This is a genomic window from Okeania sp. (assembly GCF_035285525.1).
Classification (GTDB): domain Bacteria; phylum Cyanobacteriota; class Cyanobacteriia; order Cyanobacteriales; family Microcoleaceae; genus Trichodesmium.
In genome coordinates, this window is record NZ_JAYKGW010000118.1 from 1 (window position 1) to 15,916 (window position 15,916).

Annotated in this window: 13 protein-coding genes and 1 pseudogene; 8 read left to right on the plus strand and 6 right to left on the minus strand. The window is 32.8% G+C overall.

Annotated features, from left to right (window positions below; translation table 11 throughout):
• The first annotated feature begins 344 nt into the window (after nucleotides 1–344).
• Nucleotides 345–1,004, plus strand: coding sequence for a Uma2 family endonuclease (locus tag VKJ25_RS11120; protein WP_324236702.1), 660 nt, complete (start codon nucleotides 345–347; stop codon nucleotides 1,002–1,004).
• Between the two features lie 432 nt (nucleotides 1,005–1,436).
• Here VKJ25_RS11120 and radA read toward each other — a convergent pair whose 3' ends face one another.
• Nucleotides 1,437–3,065: a DNA repair protein RadA gene (gene radA, locus VKJ25_RS11125; protein WP_324236703.1), complete on the minus strand. Its 1,629-nt coding sequence runs from the start codon at nucleotides 3,063–3,065 to the stop codon at nucleotides 1,437–1,439.
• 426 nt (nucleotides 3,066–3,491) lie between these two features.
• Between radA and rpaB the strand changes: the two genes are divergently transcribed.
• The 3 genes from rpaB (at nucleotide 3,492) to VKJ25_RS11140 (ending at nucleotide 6,033) form a co-directional block, all read left to right on the plus strand.
• Entirely contained in the window at nucleotides 3,492–4,226 is a 735-nt protein-coding gene (rpaB, locus tag VKJ25_RS11130) for a response regulator transcription factor RpaB (protein ID WP_324236704.1), read from the plus strand.
• A gap of 485 nt (nucleotides 4,227–4,711) precedes the next feature.
• Nucleotides 4,712–5,380 (plus strand): cofactor assembly of complex C subunit B, encoded by a 669-nt coding sequence (locus tag VKJ25_RS11135; protein WP_324236705.1) that lies wholly within the window; start codon nucleotides 4,712–4,714, stop codon nucleotides 5,378–5,380.
• Between the two features lie 125 nt (nucleotides 5,381–5,505).
• On the plus strand, nucleotides 5,506–6,033 hold the full coding sequence (locus VKJ25_RS11140) for a DUF456 domain-containing protein (protein WP_324236706.1): 528 nt from the start codon (nucleotides 5,506–5,508) through the stop codon (nucleotides 6,031–6,033).
• 560 nt (nucleotides 6,034–6,593) lie between these two features.
• Here VKJ25_RS11140 and VKJ25_RS11145 read toward each other — a convergent pair.
• Entirely contained in the window at nucleotides 6,594–7,019 is a 426-nt protein-coding gene (locus VKJ25_RS11145; protein WP_324236707.1) for a hypothetical protein, read from the minus strand.
• A 293-nt stretch (nucleotides 7,020–7,312) separates the two neighbouring features.
• Nucleotides 7,313–8,386: a dTDP-glucose 4,6-dehydratase gene (gene rfbB, locus VKJ25_RS11150; RefSeq protein ID WP_324236708.1), complete on the minus strand. Its 1,074-nt coding sequence runs from the start codon at nucleotides 8,384–8,386 to the stop codon at nucleotides 7,313–7,315.
• 487 nt (nucleotides 8,387–8,873) lie between these two features.
• Here rfbB and VKJ25_RS11155 point away from each other — a divergent pair, with 487 nt between their 5' ends.
• Nucleotides 8,874–10,715 (plus strand): CapA family protein, encoded by a 1,842-nt coding sequence (locus VKJ25_RS11155; protein WP_324236709.1) that lies wholly within the window; start codon nucleotides 8,874–8,876, stop codon nucleotides 10,713–10,715.
• A 302-nt stretch (nucleotides 10,716–11,017) separates the two neighbouring features.
• On the opposite strand, the gene VKJ25_RS11160 is transcribed toward VKJ25_RS11155, so the two are convergent.
• The 3 genes and pseudogenes from VKJ25_RS11160 to VKJ25_RS11170 form a co-directional block, all read right to left on the minus strand.
• Nucleotides 11,018–12,058 (minus strand): acyltransferase family protein, encoded by a 1,041-nt coding sequence (locus VKJ25_RS11160; protein ID WP_324236710.1) that lies wholly within the window; start codon nucleotides 12,056–12,058, stop codon nucleotides 11,018–11,020.
• A 51-nt stretch (nucleotides 12,059–12,109) separates the two neighbouring features.
• Nucleotides 12,110–12,982, minus strand: coding sequence for a sugar kinase (locus tag VKJ25_RS11165; protein ID WP_324236711.1), 873 nt, complete (start codon nucleotides 12,980–12,982; stop codon nucleotides 12,110–12,112).
• 138 nt (nucleotides 12,983–13,120) lie between these two features.
• A pseudogene (locus VKJ25_RS11170) lies at nucleotides 13,121–14,041 on the minus strand (Rpn family recombination-promoting nuclease/putative transposase).
• A gap of 305 nt (nucleotides 14,042–14,346) precedes the next feature.
• Between VKJ25_RS11170 and VKJ25_RS11175 the strand changes: the two are divergent.
• The 3 genes from VKJ25_RS11175 to VKJ25_RS11185 form a co-directional block, all read left to right on the plus strand.
• Nucleotides 14,347–14,580: a hypothetical protein gene (locus tag VKJ25_RS11175; protein ID WP_324236712.1), complete on the plus strand. Its 234-nt coding sequence runs from the start codon at nucleotides 14,347–14,349 to the stop codon at nucleotides 14,578–14,580.
• Nucleotides 14,568–15,008 carry a type II toxin-antitoxin system VapC family toxin gene (locus tag VKJ25_RS11180; RefSeq protein ID WP_324236713.1) on the plus strand — a complete coding sequence of 147 codons (441 nt, stop codon included), beginning with the start codon at nucleotides 14,568–14,570 and terminating at the stop codon, nucleotides 15,006–15,008. The genes VKJ25_RS11175 and VKJ25_RS11180 overlap by 13 nt, the downstream gene beginning before the upstream one ends.
• A gap of 215 nt (nucleotides 15,009–15,223) precedes the next feature.
• Nucleotides 15,224–15,916: DEAD/DEAH box helicase family protein (locus VKJ25_RS11185; protein WP_324236714.1), on the plus strand; the 693-nt coding region annotated here is incomplete at its 3' end.

A 15,916-nucleotide genomic window follows, 5' to 3' on the forward strand; every position in this document is an offset into this window, starting at 1 on the left:
AAGTAAGAAGTAAGAAGTAAGAAGTAAGAAGTAAGAAGTAAGAAGTAAGAAGTAAGAAGTAAGAAGTAAGAAGTAAGAAGTAAGAAGTAAGAAGTAAGAAGTAAGAAGTAAGAAGTAAACCAGTTCCTAAAAGTAATGCTATACTAAAACGAAACTTCAACTATTACAGTGGATTCCAAGCATAAGAAGTTTAGAGGTTTTTCAATCATTGAAAGTTATTCCTGGTTCGCGTTTAGAATTTCCTGATTATGTTGAGAATTAATCAACAGGTAGACAATGAACTATGTCAGAAAAGTTAAAAATTCTAAATCTACAAAATTAAAAATTGATAGGAAAGTTCTATTATGAGCCAAGCAAAGCCTATTTTTCCAGAATTAAAACCTATTTTGGAAAATGGCGATCGCCTAAGTCGCCCAGAATTTGAATTTAGGTATAACCAATTGCCTCACGTCAAGAAAGCAGAATTAGTAGAAGGAGTAGTATTCATGGTATCGCCTGTGAGAGCTAGACAGCATGGAAGACCCCATAGTTTAATTATGGGTTGGTTAATGGTTTATGAAGCCTCTAATCCAAATGTTATGGTTTTGGATAATACTACTGTTCGTTTAGATTGGAAAAATGAAGTTCAACCAGATGCTTTATTAAGATTAGAGGAGTCTGTGGGAGGGCAGTCACGCATTACTGAGGATGACTATGTTGAAGGTCCTCCAGAGTTAATTGTGGAAATTGCTGCTAGTAGTGCTGCTTATGACCTCCACGATAAATTACAGGTATATCTTCGTAATGGGGTGAAGGAGTATTTGGTTTGGGTGGTTCAGGAGAAAGAATTTCGTTGGTATATTTTTGATCAAGGGGAATATATTCAGCAACAGCCTGATGAAAGAGGTTATCTTAAGAGTCAAAATTTTTCAGGTTTGTGGTTAGATGTCAAAGCTTTGCTTGATGGTCAGATACAGAAAGTTTTGTTAGTTTTGCAGCAAGGTATTGAATCAATTAATAATTAGGGTTTGCTGATTTATCGGGAACCGTAAAATCAATCAGTAGGGGTGGGTTTCTCCAGAAGATTATGATGCTAGAAAATAAGCTAAATAAACCCACCCCGGAGCCAGAATCCAGCAATCCAGCAATCCAGGAGGAATGGGAATCAGAGAAGAAGTAGCCAGGAGAATTTTCAGAGTGATTTTTTACCCACTAGAGAATTTAATTCTGAATATCTGTACTTTACCTGGAATCTACTGTAATAATGTCTAGAGCTGCAAAAAGTTATTATTAGGACTAAAGCCATGAGGTAGGAAAAACATGGGTTTGAGATTGCTTCGGTGACCGTCGTATCGGACGAAAATATGTTGCAGTTGCGTAAGTCCTGATATTTTGGTTAAACAAGATTCTGACTCCCCAAACCTCCCACGCCTCCGACACATCCCGTACTCCCCAGTTCAACTCCCCATAGTTGGAGGTTGCGCTGGAATAGACGCAATAATAGCATCTATTACCTTAGCAATAGGCAAAATACGCATTCCTAAATCTGGCGGTTGTTGACCTTTGGGAATAATCGCCTTTTTAAAACCCAACTTAGCAGCTTCTCTTAATCTCAACTCTAACTGAGATACCGGTCGAACTTGCCCTCCTAAACCTACCTCTCCTAACAAAACTGTTCGGGGGTCAACTACGCGATCGCGAAAACTAGCCACCACAGCAATAGCTATTCCCAAGTCGGCGGCAGGTTCTTCTACATTCAAACCTCCCACAGTTGCCACATAAGTATCTAACTTTGATAAAGGAATGCCTACTCGTTTTTCCAATACTGCTAAAATTTGTTGTAATCTACTACCATCTATTCCAGTAGTAGAGCGTCGAGGGGAACCATGACTTGCGGGACTGACTAAAGCTTGAATTTCTACAACTATGGGGCGAGTTCCCTCCATCGAAACAACTGTGGAAGTTCCTGAAGAATATTCATCTCTACTACCGAGAAATAATTCTGATGGATTTAATATTTCTTTTAAACCATTAGCCACCATTTCAAATACTCCAATTTCGTGAGTAGCACCAAAGCGATTTTTCATAGAGCGCAACAAACGGTGAGAGGCAAAGCGATCGCCTTCAAAATATAATACTGTATCTACTAAATGTTCTAAAACACGGGGACCTGCTAAAGCACCATCTTTAGTTACATGACCGACTATTAATAATGTAATATTTTCTCGTTTTGCTACCTGCATTAAAGCGGAAGTACATTCGCGAACTTGAGCAACCGAACCTGGAGCGGAAGTTAAGGAAGCAAAATAAATAGTTTGAATACTGTCAATTACTGCTAAATAAGGTTTAAGAGATTCTAACTCTCTCAAAATTACTTCTAAGTCTGTTTCTGGTAATAAAAATAAATTTTCCTCAGAATTTGTAACAGAATCTTTTGTAGATTCAGAATTGTTATTATTTTCTTTATTTCCATTTCCAGATAAATCTTGAAAATCTCTAATAGAGTCTTTTATAGATTTAGAATTACCATGATTTTCTCGATTTTCATGTTCAGATAAATTCTCATTTATGTCAACATTTGAAACATCATCTTTACCTGCTTTTTCTTCTTCGTTGAAGTTAACAATTAAACGTTGCGAACGTAACTTTACCTGTTGTCCAGACTCTTCCGCCGAGACATACAAAACCCGACATCTAGCAGATAATTGATTAGCCACTTGTAACAAAAGAGTAGACTTGCCAATACCAGGTTCTCCACCAATCAAAACCAAAGAACCAGGAACAATACCGCCACCAAGCACCCTGTCTAACTCTTCAAACCCAGAAGACATTCTAGATAATGTTTGGTCAGCCACCTGAGATAATAAAAAAGATGCCCTTGGTTGACCAGAAATATCATCTCCCTCTGATGCTTCAGAACCAATACCAATATCAGTCAATCCCAGTCTTTGTAAAGTACTTACAGTTGATTGTTCTATTTCCTCCGTTAGAGAATTCCAAGTATTGCACCCAGGACATTTGCCCAGAAATTGAGGGGAATCATACCCACATTCTTTACAAACATACTTTATTTTCTGTTTTGGCATTTCTTAAAATAAGTTAATATTTAGCAGTATAGCGCTACGCGCTAGGGAATAGGAAATAGGAAATAGGAAATAGGAAATAGGAAATAGGATACTATTAGAACTGATTTGTAAACTTCGCCAGAAGTCTTATATAATCTCGCTTTTATCAATTAGATATTTACTTGCTAAAACTTCTGCACCCTAAGTATAACAAGTAATCTAGCGCTTTAATATTTACTTGATAAATCAGCTTTTAAAGGGTTTTTCGTATAGAGAAATGCTCTGCAAACAGAATTTAGAAATGTTCTAACCTTTGCTATGACTATAAAAAATCCTAAAGTTTAACTAAACTTGTAGTTAATAATGGTAATTTATGTGGTCTTGTTTGATGATAGAGTTAAAAAAATTAATATAAATATACAGCTTAGTTAAGGAGATTAGGGAAAATTGGAAAATCATAAAGAAAAAATATTAGTTGTTGATGATGAGGCAAGTATCCGTCGTATTTTAGAAACTCGATTGTCAATGATTGGCTATGATGTGGTTACGGCTGCTGATGGGGAAGAAGCTTTAGTAACTTTTCACGATACAGACCCAGATTTGGTGGTATTGGATGTGATGATGCCTAAACTAGATGGTTATGGTGTTTGTCAAGAATTACGAAAAGAGTCTGATATTCCCATAATTATGTTAACTGCTTTGGGGGATGTTGCTGATAGAATTACAGGTTTGGAGTTAGGTGCTGATGATTATGTGGTTAAACCTTTTTCTCCAAAAGAATTAGAAGCAAGGATTAGGTCTGTATTACGTCGAGTTGGTAAAGATGGAGCTAATGGTATTCCTAGTTCTGGTGTTATTCAAGTTAATGCTATTAGAATTGATACTAATAAACGTCAGGTTTACAAAGGTGATGAAAGAATTAGACTAACTGGTATGGAGTTTAGTTTGTTGGAGTTATTGGTAAGTCGTTCTGGAGAGCCTTTTTCTCGTTCGGAAATTTTGCAGGAAGTATGGGGTTATACTCCAGAGCGTCATGTGGATACCCGAGTTGTGGATGTTCATATTTCTCGACTTAGGGCTAAGTTGGAGGAAGATCCTAGTAATCCAGAATTGATTTTAACGGCGCGAGGTACTGGTTATTTATTCCAACGTATTACTGAACCTGATGAATTTAATGGATAATGGATAATGGATAATTAATAATTTATAATTTATAGTTTCTAGTTTATATAAAATGGATAATTAATAATTTAGAAGAGGTACTAATAATTGATAACTGAAAAAGGGCAGATTTCCCTAGTTCCGTAGGGGCGGGTCTTGTCAGTAAGCTAACGAGCTTTGAGGTTAAGCTAGTTAGACCGGCCTCCCTGAGGATTAAGTCAGCGTCATAGGGTTTGGAGACCAAACCCCTACCATAACTAATAACTGTAAAAAATGATCACTGACTAGATCGGCCCCCCTGAGGATTAAGTCAGCTTCAGAGGGTTTGGAGACCAAACCCCTACCATAACTGAAAAAGGGCAAATTTACCTATTTCTGTAGGGGCGGGTCTGATAGGTAAGATAGGGAGCTTTCAGGTTAAGCTAGCTAGACCCACTCCCCTGAGGGTTAAGTCGCCGTCAGAGGGTTTGGAGGCCAAACCCCTACCATAACTGATAACTGTAAAAATGACTCAATCAGACCAAAATCAAGTTTTACGAATGCTCCCGATAATAGCAGGAGGATTAGGTGGAACTTTACTAATGATTAATAGATTTTTTACCCCTAATCTTTTAGCTTCTCAAGCTCGTTCTGATGTAGTGGGAGTAATTTTAAGTGCTTTTTTAATTTTGACTGGTTTACTTTGGCAACAAATACAACCAAGCTCTCCTGATAGTGTGAAATTAATTGGTGAATCAAGATTTGAATTATTGCCAGAATTATCGGAGATAGTTAAAACTGAACTTGCTTGGGCTTCTAGTTTGCTATTAACTAATACAATTACTAAAACTATTATTATCTGGTACGAAGGGAAAGTTTTATTAAGAAGAGGAATTTTACCATCAGAATCACAAGTACAACCAGGAGCTATTTTAAAGCGAGTTTTGGAGAAACAAAAACCTATTTATTTAGTAGATTTAAAAGTTTATCCAGGTAGGATTGAGTTTAATTATTTGCCAGAAAATACTCAAGGTGTAATTTGTCAACCTCTGGGTAATAATGGTGTGATGATTTTGGGGGCAAATGCTCCTCGGAGTTACACGAAACAAGATGAAAATTGGATTGCAGGAATAGCAGATAAATTAACAAATACTTTAATAATTAATAATTTCAATAAATCAGATTTCCGCAATTAGTTTAATAACTATATCTGGCTGATTAAATTTCCCAGCTAAATTAATTTCTGTTCTTTGCCTATACAAACAGTTTCATAAAATTATTGGATAGAATTGGTATATTCTAATTCTTTTTGAATTTTAATATGGTAATTATTTATTTGGTTCTTTTAATAATTATGTTGGTCGGTGTAGCTGGTGCTGTAATTCCAGGTTTACCCGGTTCTAGTTTAATTTTAACAGCAATTCTAATCTGGGGTTTTATTCATGGTTTTAGTGGCATGGGTTTTGCTTTGGGAGTAGCTATTATAGTTTTGTTTTTGAGTATTTTAATAGACTTTCTAGCTACTTATTGGGGAGCAAAACAGTCAGGTGCTAGTCAATGGGGACAAATAGGTTGTTTAGTAGGTTTTTTGTTGGGATTTTTTGGTCTCTTGCCAGCCTTACCTTTTGGCGGACCTTTAGTAGGGATGTTAATCGGACCTTTTTTAGGAGCAATTGTAGGAGAATTGTTATATAGAAAAGATTTGAAATTTGCTCGGAGGTTTAAGGTGTCTTTGAAGGCTGGAATAGGTATTGTGGTTGGTACTATTGTGGGAAATATAATTCAGGGAATTTTGGCGATCGCTACTGTAATAGTTTTTGTAGTGACGACTTGGCCTCCAAATGGATAATTAATAATTAATAATTAATAATTAATAATTAATAATTGATAACTAGACAGTGCAAAGTTCTAAGAATAACTATTGCTAGCTAAAGCTTTCAGCTATCTAAAATTTAGAAACTTTCTATTGATAATTGTAAGTGCTGAAAGAGACTTTCAGCAATATTTTCACCCTGGAAAGCAAATAATTTTTTAGGATAACTTTGTACTCTCCAGTTGATAATTTAAAGAAATAAAACTAATGAATATATCTAAGTCATTGCGAGGGTTCATTTCAGTTATCAGTTATCAGTTATCACTTAACCTCCGGTTTTAGTCGGGGGGCTTGAAATACTGATTTATCGGGAACCGTGTTAAGTATTTTTTCATCCCCGAACAAGGGGAGGCTTTATACCTAATTTTTTGGTAGCACCGTGGAAGGAAGCAATCTCAGAGTCACACGAAGATTGTTTCCGCTTCGTCGATAGGAACAATGGTTGAAATTACTCACTATTAAGCATAATAATTTGCACAGTTGTTTTTCTTCTTTTCTATTCCCTGTTCCCTGTTCCTTGTTCCCTCAAGTGAGAATTAAAAAGAGTATATTTGACCAGTGGAAGAAATATAAATTGATTTATGGTTGATTGTTCCTGGGCTTGATTTAACTCTCACAGTAACTACGTTATTATATGCACTATATTCATAGGAAAGTGGAGTTTCACCATATATATTTACTGTTCCATAACCATTAGTTATGCTTGATAAATCAACTCTAACTTTTGTATTTTCTCCTGCTGGTAAAAATTTTTCTACTTCAGGAACTAAGTTATAAGTAAGAGTTTTTCCGCTTTGATTTAAAATGTTAAGTATAATTGGCTTTTTGGGATTTGCTGCTTGAGCTTTTGGTTGCCAATATCCAGGTTCATAAGTAGAAGCATTTTCAGATAAAACAATTCTAGGATAGATTGTGAAAATTGAAGTTATTAATACTGTGGTAATCAAAGCAGTTTTTTTCATTTTTTTCCTTTTCCTCTTTCAAAAAGAGTAATTTTTAAGAAGGCCTTGGGAAGCAGTAATTTTACTGATAACTGATAACTTATCGCTGAAAAAGCACCTGGCAATGGCAAAAAAAATAGCGAGTTTGTCTCTCTTTCTTTAGAAACCCGGTTTCTTTTAGAAACGGGGTTTCTGGGTCTCTGAGAAACGGGGTTTCTGGGTCTTTTAGAAACGGGGTTTCTGGGTCTCAGGTATATTATAAGAAACTCTGCACTTCTACTGTTCCCTGTTCCCTGTTCCCTGTTCCCTTATTCTTAAACACTCGCATAAACTTTTTTATAGTAAGCTTGATACTCTTCAGATAATAATGGTTCCCACCAATTTCGATTATACAAAAACCATTCTACTGTTCGACGTAAACCTTCTTCAACAGTTACTGAAGGTTCCCAACCTAATTCAGTTTTAATTTTTGTCGCATCAATAGCGTAACGTCTATCGTGTCCTGGTCTATCCTTGACAAAAGTAATTAATTTTTCACAAGGTTTTACTGGTAAATCATTTGCTAATTCATCCATAATTTGACACAACATTCTCACTAAATCAATATTTTTTACTTCATTATTTCCACCAACATTATAAGTCTCTCCTGGTTTACCTTTATGAATTACTGTATCTAATGCCCGACAATGATCTATTACATATAACCAGTCTCGAATATTCTGCCCATCTCCATAAACTGGTAATTGTTTTCCTAATAACATATTGATGCACATTAAAGGTATTAATTTCTCAGGAAAATGATAAGGTCCGTAATTATTAGAACAATTTGTAATGACTGTCGGCACACCATAAGTATGATAGTAAGCTCTGGCAAAATGGTCACTTCCTGCTTTTGATGCAGAATAAGGACTATTGGGAGCATAAGGTGTCGTTTCTGTAAAGGCAGGCTCTTCAGAATTTAAGCTACCATAAACTTCATCGGTTGATACATGGAGAAATATACACTTACGGTCTGGATTTTGGGCAAGAGTCCGATAATGATTTCTGAATGCTTCTAATAGGGTAAAAGTACCTACAACATTGGTTTGAAGAAAAGCTCCTGGTCCTAATATTGATCTATCTACATGAGATTCGGCGGCAAAGTGGGCTACTGTATCTATATCCTCTTCCTGAAGGATGCTATCTACTAGAGAGCGATCGCAAATATCTCCTTGGACAAAACGAAAATTTTGCCTGTCTTCTAAATCGGCTAAAGTTTTCTGGTTACCAGCATAAGTTAGAGCGTCTAGTACAACTACTCGGTGGTTAGGGTAGGTCTTACACCAATAATGGGTAAAATTAGAGCCAATAAACCCAGCACCCCCAGTTATCAACAATTTAGTTTCCATAATTTTTATCCCATAAATTAAGTAATATTATTGTCAGCATTTCCTGCGGAATGCTGCGCAAACAAAAAAGCTTTCCCTGGATTATTATGCGCCAAAAAATACATAAAAGTAATAACTTGCTAAATTTAGCTGATCATCTTTTTCCTATCGGACTTTTAATTCTCTTTGAAGACTAATTTCTCTGAGGGTAAACTCATCTTAACAATCATTGACAAATGGTATCTTTTATTATCCTGTTCCCCTGAAAGGTTTTTAGGTTAATTTAGTAACAAAAATACATTCTGATTGTTAAGTAAGAAAACTGATAATATGAAAATTCTCTGATATTTCTAATTCCTTGAAAATCTTTGACTGCAAGGTAGGTTATAAAAATATTTATTTGTCAATAATATTTTAGATGAACTTGCCCTGTAATTCCTCTTTTAGCTGATGGCTAAATGCTTACAAATTATCAAATTTAACCAATATTTCCTGTGAGGAAAAAATAATGAGTCAGAAAGAAATATTAACACGAGCAAAACAAGGCGACCCCACAGCCATTAATTTTTTAATTAATCAAGCATTAAATAGTATAGGAATTAAAGCTAAGACTAAGATTCAAAATAATAATCTGCATATTTTACTGGAAGCTGCTGAACTGCCAGATCGAGAAATTTGTATTAAGGTTATTCATCGGGGAATGAAGGAATTAAAAGTACCATCAATTGATTTTGTTGATATTTATGGGCGAAGATTAGGTGATAAAATTCCTGAGTGGACAGAAGTAATTGAATTATCTCAACAAACAACTTATCATTCAGAGGAAGTAGGAGAAATTTCGAGGGAAAAAGAAAATACAAATTATTCCCAAGAATCTTCTACAATGATTGTAAATGACTTATCTAAAAAAGCAACTTTATCTAATCCAGAAATAATTCAGAAAAAATCAAAAAAGGAAGTAGATGGTTCTGTTATTTCTCTGAATAAATCTGCTAGAAAAAAAAGTAAATTCGCCACAACAAAAAAATTATTTTCTCCAGAGCAGATTTATCGACGATTTTCATATAAACAATACAAATTTATTGGGTTATTAGGAACTGCAATTACTATAGTATTAGTTCCTATTTACGCTTTGGTTGTTAATTCTCAACCTAGGAAGTTAAACAATATTTTTTCAAATACTTCTCAACTACCAAAAATAAGTCAGCCAAATACTTCAGTAGCGGAAGTTAGTCAGTCAGTTACAGCAACTATACCTACTCCCAAAACTATACAAAATTCCCAAATTAAACCAACTGATTTTTCGGGAACCGTAAATAAAGTTAATTTATCAGAAGTTTCTGAGGTTATTCTATCATCAATTAAATCTCCAGTAAATTCTGATAATTTAATTACTATTAAAGCTGTTGGTGATATTATTCCAGGTACTAATTATCCTCAGAATAAATTACATCCAAGAAAACAAGAATTATTTGCATCGGTAAAACCTCTTTTGCAAGATGCGGATATTGTATTTGGTAATTTTGAAAGTACCTTAACAAGTTATCCTAATAGTCGTAAAAGCATGGGAAGTGGTAAGGTATTTGCTTTTAGAACTCCACCAGATTATAGAGATTTATTAAAAGATGCTGGTTTTAATGTTTTAAGTGTGGCGAATAATCATTCTTTTGATTTTTTCAAACAAGGTTTTGAGGATACAATTACTAATATTGAAAGTGTAGAAATGCAGGCAGTTGGTAAAAAAGGAGAGATTATTTATCGGCAAGTTAAAGGAGTTAATATAGGGTTTATTGCTTTTAGTAATTATGATTATCATAATTCTATGCTTGATTTAGATTCTGCTAAAAAACTTGTGCAGGAAGCGGATAAAAATGCAGATATTATTGTTATTTCTGTTCATGCTGGTGCTGAGGGAAGTGGTGCTTTAAGAGTTAGGAATAAAACTGAATATTTTTTCGGTGAAAATCGTGGAAATAAGGTTTTATTTGCCCATGAATTAATTGATGAAGGTGCTGATTTAGTATTAGGTCACGGTCCTCATGTACCTAGAGCGATGGAGGTTTATCAAGGAAAGTTAATTGCTTATTCTTTAGGAAATTTTATGGGTTATCGTACATTATCTACTCAAGGAAATTTGGGATATTCTTTGGTTTTAGAGTTAGATATTAATTATAAAGGAGATTTTGTTTCTGGGAAAATTTTGCCTGTTCATTTGAATAGTAAAGGTATTCCTTATGATGATAAAAAATTAGGTCGGAGTATTAAGTTAATTCGGGAGTTAACAAAGAAAGATTTTCCGAATACAATGTTAGAAATTGATGGTGAAGGGAGATTAAAAAATCCAAGGTAAGTATTAAAGCGCATTTTAGTTTTTAAGAAAATTAAAATTTATCACTATAATAAATGGAGAACAAGAAATAGGGGATATAAAAAAAGTATTTTTACCGAATAATTAAATAATTAAATAATTAAATAATTAAATAATTAAATAATTAAATAATTAAATAATTAATGCCTTGAAGTCTCCCCCTTTAAAGGAGAAAAAATTTACTTTTTTCCTTTTATTCAATCCTCTTCCTTTTAGGGAAAGGTAATTACCAATTATCAATTATTGAAAAATATTATATCCACCCAAATATTAAGCAGTTAGCATTAGAGTTTTTGCTTATGATTAGTTATAAAAAATTCATCAAAATCCTTTTCACTTCCCAATAATATTGCTCTAGTTAAGGAAAAACGAATAATAATTATATAACTAATAAAAGATAACGTTGTTCCAAGAATGAATACTATAAAATTAGAAGAAAAGACTCCTAAATTTAAGAACCTTAAAAAATCGCGGAATACTATGTGCAGGAATAAAATAATCATTGATGCTTTTCCTAATGCAGTAAAAATTTTAGCTACCAAAGGAACTCTTTCAACTAACAACTTAGAAACATCAATACAAAATATAATCATTCCCAGTGCCAACAATAAACTAATTATTGGTATTCCATAATTAGCTCCTTTCATATCATAATCTACAGAGAAAAATTGATTGGGGAATTGCCTAGAATAGAAAAAAATTAGCCACCAAGAAATAATAACTGATGGAATAGAAATCAAATAATAGTTTCGTTCTCTATAGTATTTTCTAAATAGAAACCCAAGTAAAAATAAAGGAATAGCAGCTAAGGCAATATGAGCATTCTGAGGTAACCAAAATTTCGGGAACACTAAAGAATTTAAGTAGCTTAAAGCTATTAGAAAAATTATGTAGAATTTTAGATGATTGGGATTAGCTTTTTTTATTATTAAATTTGCCAGTTGTTGAGTAATAAAAAAACAAGTAACAAACCAAAAAGCAGAAGTTAGTCCCCATAAATGATATCCCCCTACAATAGGATTAATAATTAACTTAAGAATATCAACAAAAGAAAAATTATCTTTTTGGGGAAGGGCTGTAATTAGTTGTATTGGATATAGTAGAATTACAAAAGAAATATAAGGAACAATTAAGTGAATTAATTTCTTTTTCAGATACTCTCGGTTATTGTATTTTGATGAGTAAAGAAATCCACCAATACAGAAAAAAAGTGGCATATGAAATATAAAAATTATTTCTTTAATTGCTCCGCCGTAAATATGACCAGCAACTACGGTACAAATTCCAATTCCTTTTAAAGTGTCAATCCATTCAAATCGTTTCATATTAAAAATTATTAATTTTATTGATATTTAGGTTTAAGTATAACACCAATTTTAAAAAATGCAAATAGTACTGTTTACCCATTGTCTAGTTCCGAAATATTGACAAGAATGAGCAGCAATATTAGCAGCATTTGCTAAAGCTTTTGTAAATTTTCTATCAAAAATATAGTGACAAAATGCTCCATGAAAAATATCACCAGCACCTAAAGTATCAACAGCATTAATTTTCGGAACTTCCACATTTCCAAACTTACCTTGACTCAAATATTTGATAGGTTTTTCCCCTTGAGTAATGGCAATATTGGGAATATTTAGACTTTCTAAATAGGCAAAAACTGACTCTTGACTTTCACAGTTAGGAGGATAAAAATTAGCTGAACAAATAGCATAATCAACAAAAGGTAAAATTTCCTCAAATCCTGGTTTCCAACTACCTCCATCTATGACAATAGGAATATTTTTTGACTTAGCAAATTGAGCAATTTCCAGACTTGCTGCTATTTGATGACCGTCAATTAAAACAATATCAATATTATCAATAATTTCTGGAAAAATAAGTTCTTTTGAAATTTGAGACTTCGTAGCATTAATAGAAATAACCGCGCGATCGCCTGTATCTTGAGTAGTAATAATTGATGAAACTGGTGGTGGTTCGGAACGATTTTTATCTAAGTCTTGGATTGTCACATTATGCTTTTCTAAATCTGCTTTAATTAGATTAGTTATGGGATGATTTCCTAATCCACAGAGAAGAGTTGTTTGATTATTAAAGTAGCTAAATGTTACGGCTGCATTTGTAGCAGGACCTCCAGCAGTAATAGTATAATTATTAGCAACAACTTTTTGATTTTTCTCAGGATAATTGGTTGTCATATAAGTTAAATCTAAAGTAATTAATCCAATAAAAAGTCCGGTTTTAGTCATAATAAAAGAAGAAAATAGGTATGGAGGGAATAGGGAACAGGAAAGAATAATTGATAATTGATAATTAATCCTCAGCATTCAGCCTTCAGCTATTAATAATAAGAAGCTGATAGCTGACTGCTAATAGCGAAATGCTTACTAACGTTTATCCAACCAAATTTGTAAATTTTCCAAACTATTAAAATCTAAAATATCCTCCGTTAAACTTTCCAAATCATCTAAAACTAAGTTTTCAATTTGATTACTTATTGTGGCTGGAATTTTGCCAAAACGCTTTTTTAATAAACCCATAACTAGAGTGATCGCTTGTTTTAAACGTCCTTTTTTTTCTCCTTGTTCTTCGGCATAAATTATTCGCCCTCTTTCATCTTGCATTGCTATTGCTCGACGCTCAACTATATCTAATTCTTTTCTACTTAGATTAATTATATTAGCAATATATAAAGCTTTTTCTATTTCAGAAACTTCCCCTAAATTTTCAGGAATACTATCAAATCTGTTAGCCTCTTTCAGAAAATATATCCATTTATCAGTCAAACTGTTTAAGTCTGATAAAACTTTCTTAAATTTAGGCAATTCTACAAAAATTAATTGCAATTGTTTGTCGAGACATTCAAAATTTTTCTTCTCTTCCTTAAACACAAATTTATTGATAAAATTCTTAGGCTTTTCAAACAGAATAAAATCTGTAATTGTGACAGCTATAGCTGGATTTAATAGGAGATAATCTTCTCCTGTTTCTAACTGATTTGCATAAGCTTTAGCTAAGTTATAAGCTACTCTTTTATTGAAACCTGCCATTCTAGCGACTTGCATTTCAATAACTACAATTTAGTCGTCTGCTAAAACTGCTTTGATATCTAAATATGTATCCTTTAAACTGATTAATTGACCAGGATTATAAGGGTTAAGAATTGTCAGAGATTTAATGACTTTTTTACCTTCATAAATTATAGCATTGAGAAAGCTAATTAATATGTCTTGACTTTGCTCAGAGCCAAAAATTTTTTGAAAGGCATAATCGACTTTGGGGTTGATAAATTTCATGGTAGTTTTCATATAGTTTTATATTAGACAATTTTGAACATGGTTTATAATGAACAAGTTGGGCAACTATTAATTATAGTATATTTCAAAGCTGTATTAATCCAGTCAGAATAAATTTTACTACAAAAGTTTTTCAAGTCTATATTCATTTCAATTATTTCCTTAAAAGTAGGATATTATTGCTGTTTGCGTAGCATTCCGTAGGAATAGCTGACGGCTAATAGCTAAATGCTTACATATTGTAAAATATAGATTTTTATATGCTATAGTAATAGTAAAAAATCAAGTCAAAGAGTATACAAATAAGAAATGATATTATGAACGAAAATACTATTTCTGTAGAAAATGTAATTAAGCAAATAGATTGTATGAATATCGAGCAGCAATTAGAATTAATTGCTTATATTGCTAATAGAATCCAGCAATATAAATCTTCAAGCAACAAAAAAACTTCTTTAAAAAGTATCATTGGTAGTGGTAAAGGATGCTTTGCAACTCCAGAAGAAGTAGATAATTTTATTAATAAAGAGCGAGATAAATGGGAATTTTAGAAGCAATCAAAGGAACACAAATTTACTTAGATACTAATATCTTGATTTACGCAGTAGAAGGGTATCCTGAATTTCAAGATTTATTAAATGAGTTATTTGAAGCTTTTGATAATGGAAATCTCAAAGCTATTACTAGCCAATTAACTTTAGCAGAAGTTTTAGTTAAACCATTAATTGAAAATCAAACTGAAATTTGTTTAACTTATGAAAATATTATCCAAAGTTCGCAAGTTCTGGAAGTAGTACCAATTAATCGAAAAATTCTCATAGAATCAGCTCGGTTAAGAACTTTAATTAATTTAAGATTGCCAGATGCAATTCATTGTGCAACTGCTATTTTAAATGGATGTGAAACTTTTTTAACTAACGATAAACGCTTAGAGAATATTCCTGGGATTAATGTTCTTATTTTATCTAATTTGTTATAAGTAAATTTATGAAAAATATTCATTTTTACTAAGGTTTTATCCTGCTTAAATTGAGCATTATTAAGACTTACACGGGAGGCACTATATATGATATATATTGGATGATTTCATGTCGTTTATTTTGCATCTTCTCAAGATTGAGAAATGGTATAAGGATATTTATTGGTATACTGTTTCTTAAATTACTACTCCCTACTCCCTACTCCCTAAATAAAATGAATATATTAATAGAAAATATAGGCGTTCCTAAAATACCATCTAATTTAAAATTACGCCCTTATCAACAACAAGCTGTTAATAATTGGTTTGCTAATAAAGGTAGGGGAGTTTTAAAGATGGCTACTGGTACTGGAAAAACAATTACCGCTTTAGTGATCGCTACTGAACTTTATCAAAAAATTGCTTTACAAGTATTAATTATTGTTTGTCCTTATCGTCATTTAGTAACTCAATGGGGAAGGGAATGTGAAAAGTTTTCTCTCAAACCAATTCTGGCTTTTGAGAATGTAAATAATTGGCAAAATCAACTTTCTACTACTCTTTATAATATTCATTCCAACCATCAAATATTTCTTTCTATTATTACTACTAACTCTACTTTTATCTCTGATGGTTTCCAATCTCAGCTTAAATATTTTCCGGAAAAAACTTTAATTATTGGGGATGAAGCTCATCATTTAGGTTCGCCAAAATTGGAGAAATGTTTACCTAAAAATATTGGTTTAAGACTGGCTTTATCTGCTACTCCAGAAAGATATTTTGATGAGGAAGGAACTACGGCAATTTTAGATTATTTTGGTGAAGTATTGCAGCCAGAATTAACTTTAGCTGATGCAATTAAACAAGGTGCTTTAGCTCGTTATCTTTATTATCCAGTTTTAGTAGAATTGACTGAAGAGGAAAGTCGA

Excerpts from the sequence above, each read along its gene's own strand:
- VKJ25_RS11155 (WP_324236709.1), top strand. The coding sequence starts at position 8,874 with ATGAGTCAGAAAGAAATATTAACACGAGCAAAACAAGGCGACCCCACA.
- VKJ25_RS11120 (WP_324236702.1), top strand. The coding sequence starts at position 345 with ATGAGCCAAGCAAAGCCTATTTTTCCAGAATTAAAACCTATTTTGGAA.
- VKJ25_RS11180 (WP_324236713.1), top strand. The coding sequence starts at position 14,568 with ATGGGAATTTTAGAAGCAATCAAAGGAACACAAATTTACTTAGATACT.
- VKJ25_RS11135 (WP_324236705.1), top strand. The coding sequence starts at position 4,712 with ATGACTCAATCAGACCAAAATCAAGTTTTACGAATGCTCCCGATAATA.
- VKJ25_RS11160 (WP_324236710.1), bottom strand. The coding sequence starts at position 12,058 with ATGAAACGATTTGAATGGATTGACACTTTAAAAGGAATTGGAATTTGT.
- rfbB (WP_324236708.1), bottom strand. The coding sequence starts at position 8,386 with ATGGAAACTAAATTGTTGATAACTGGGGGTGCTGGGTTTATTGGCTCT.
- VKJ25_RS11165 (WP_324236711.1), bottom strand. The coding sequence starts at position 12,982 with ATGACTAAAACCGGACTTTTTATTGGATTAATTACTTTAGATTTAACT.
- radA (WP_324236703.1), bottom strand. The coding sequence starts at position 3,065 with ATGCCAAAACAGAAAATAAAGTATGTTTGTAAAGAATGTGGGTATGAT.
- VKJ25_RS11145 (WP_324236707.1), bottom strand. The coding sequence starts at position 7,019 with ATGAAAAAAACTGCTTTGATTACCACAGTATTAATAACTTCAATTTTC.
- VKJ25_RS11140 (WP_324236706.1), top strand. The coding sequence starts at position 5,506 with ATGGTAATTATTTATTTGGTTCTTTTAATAATTATGTTGGTCGGTGTA.
- VKJ25_RS11175 (WP_324236712.1), top strand. The coding sequence starts at position 14,347 with ATGAACGAAAATACTATTTCTGTAGAAAATGTAATTAAGCAAATAGAT.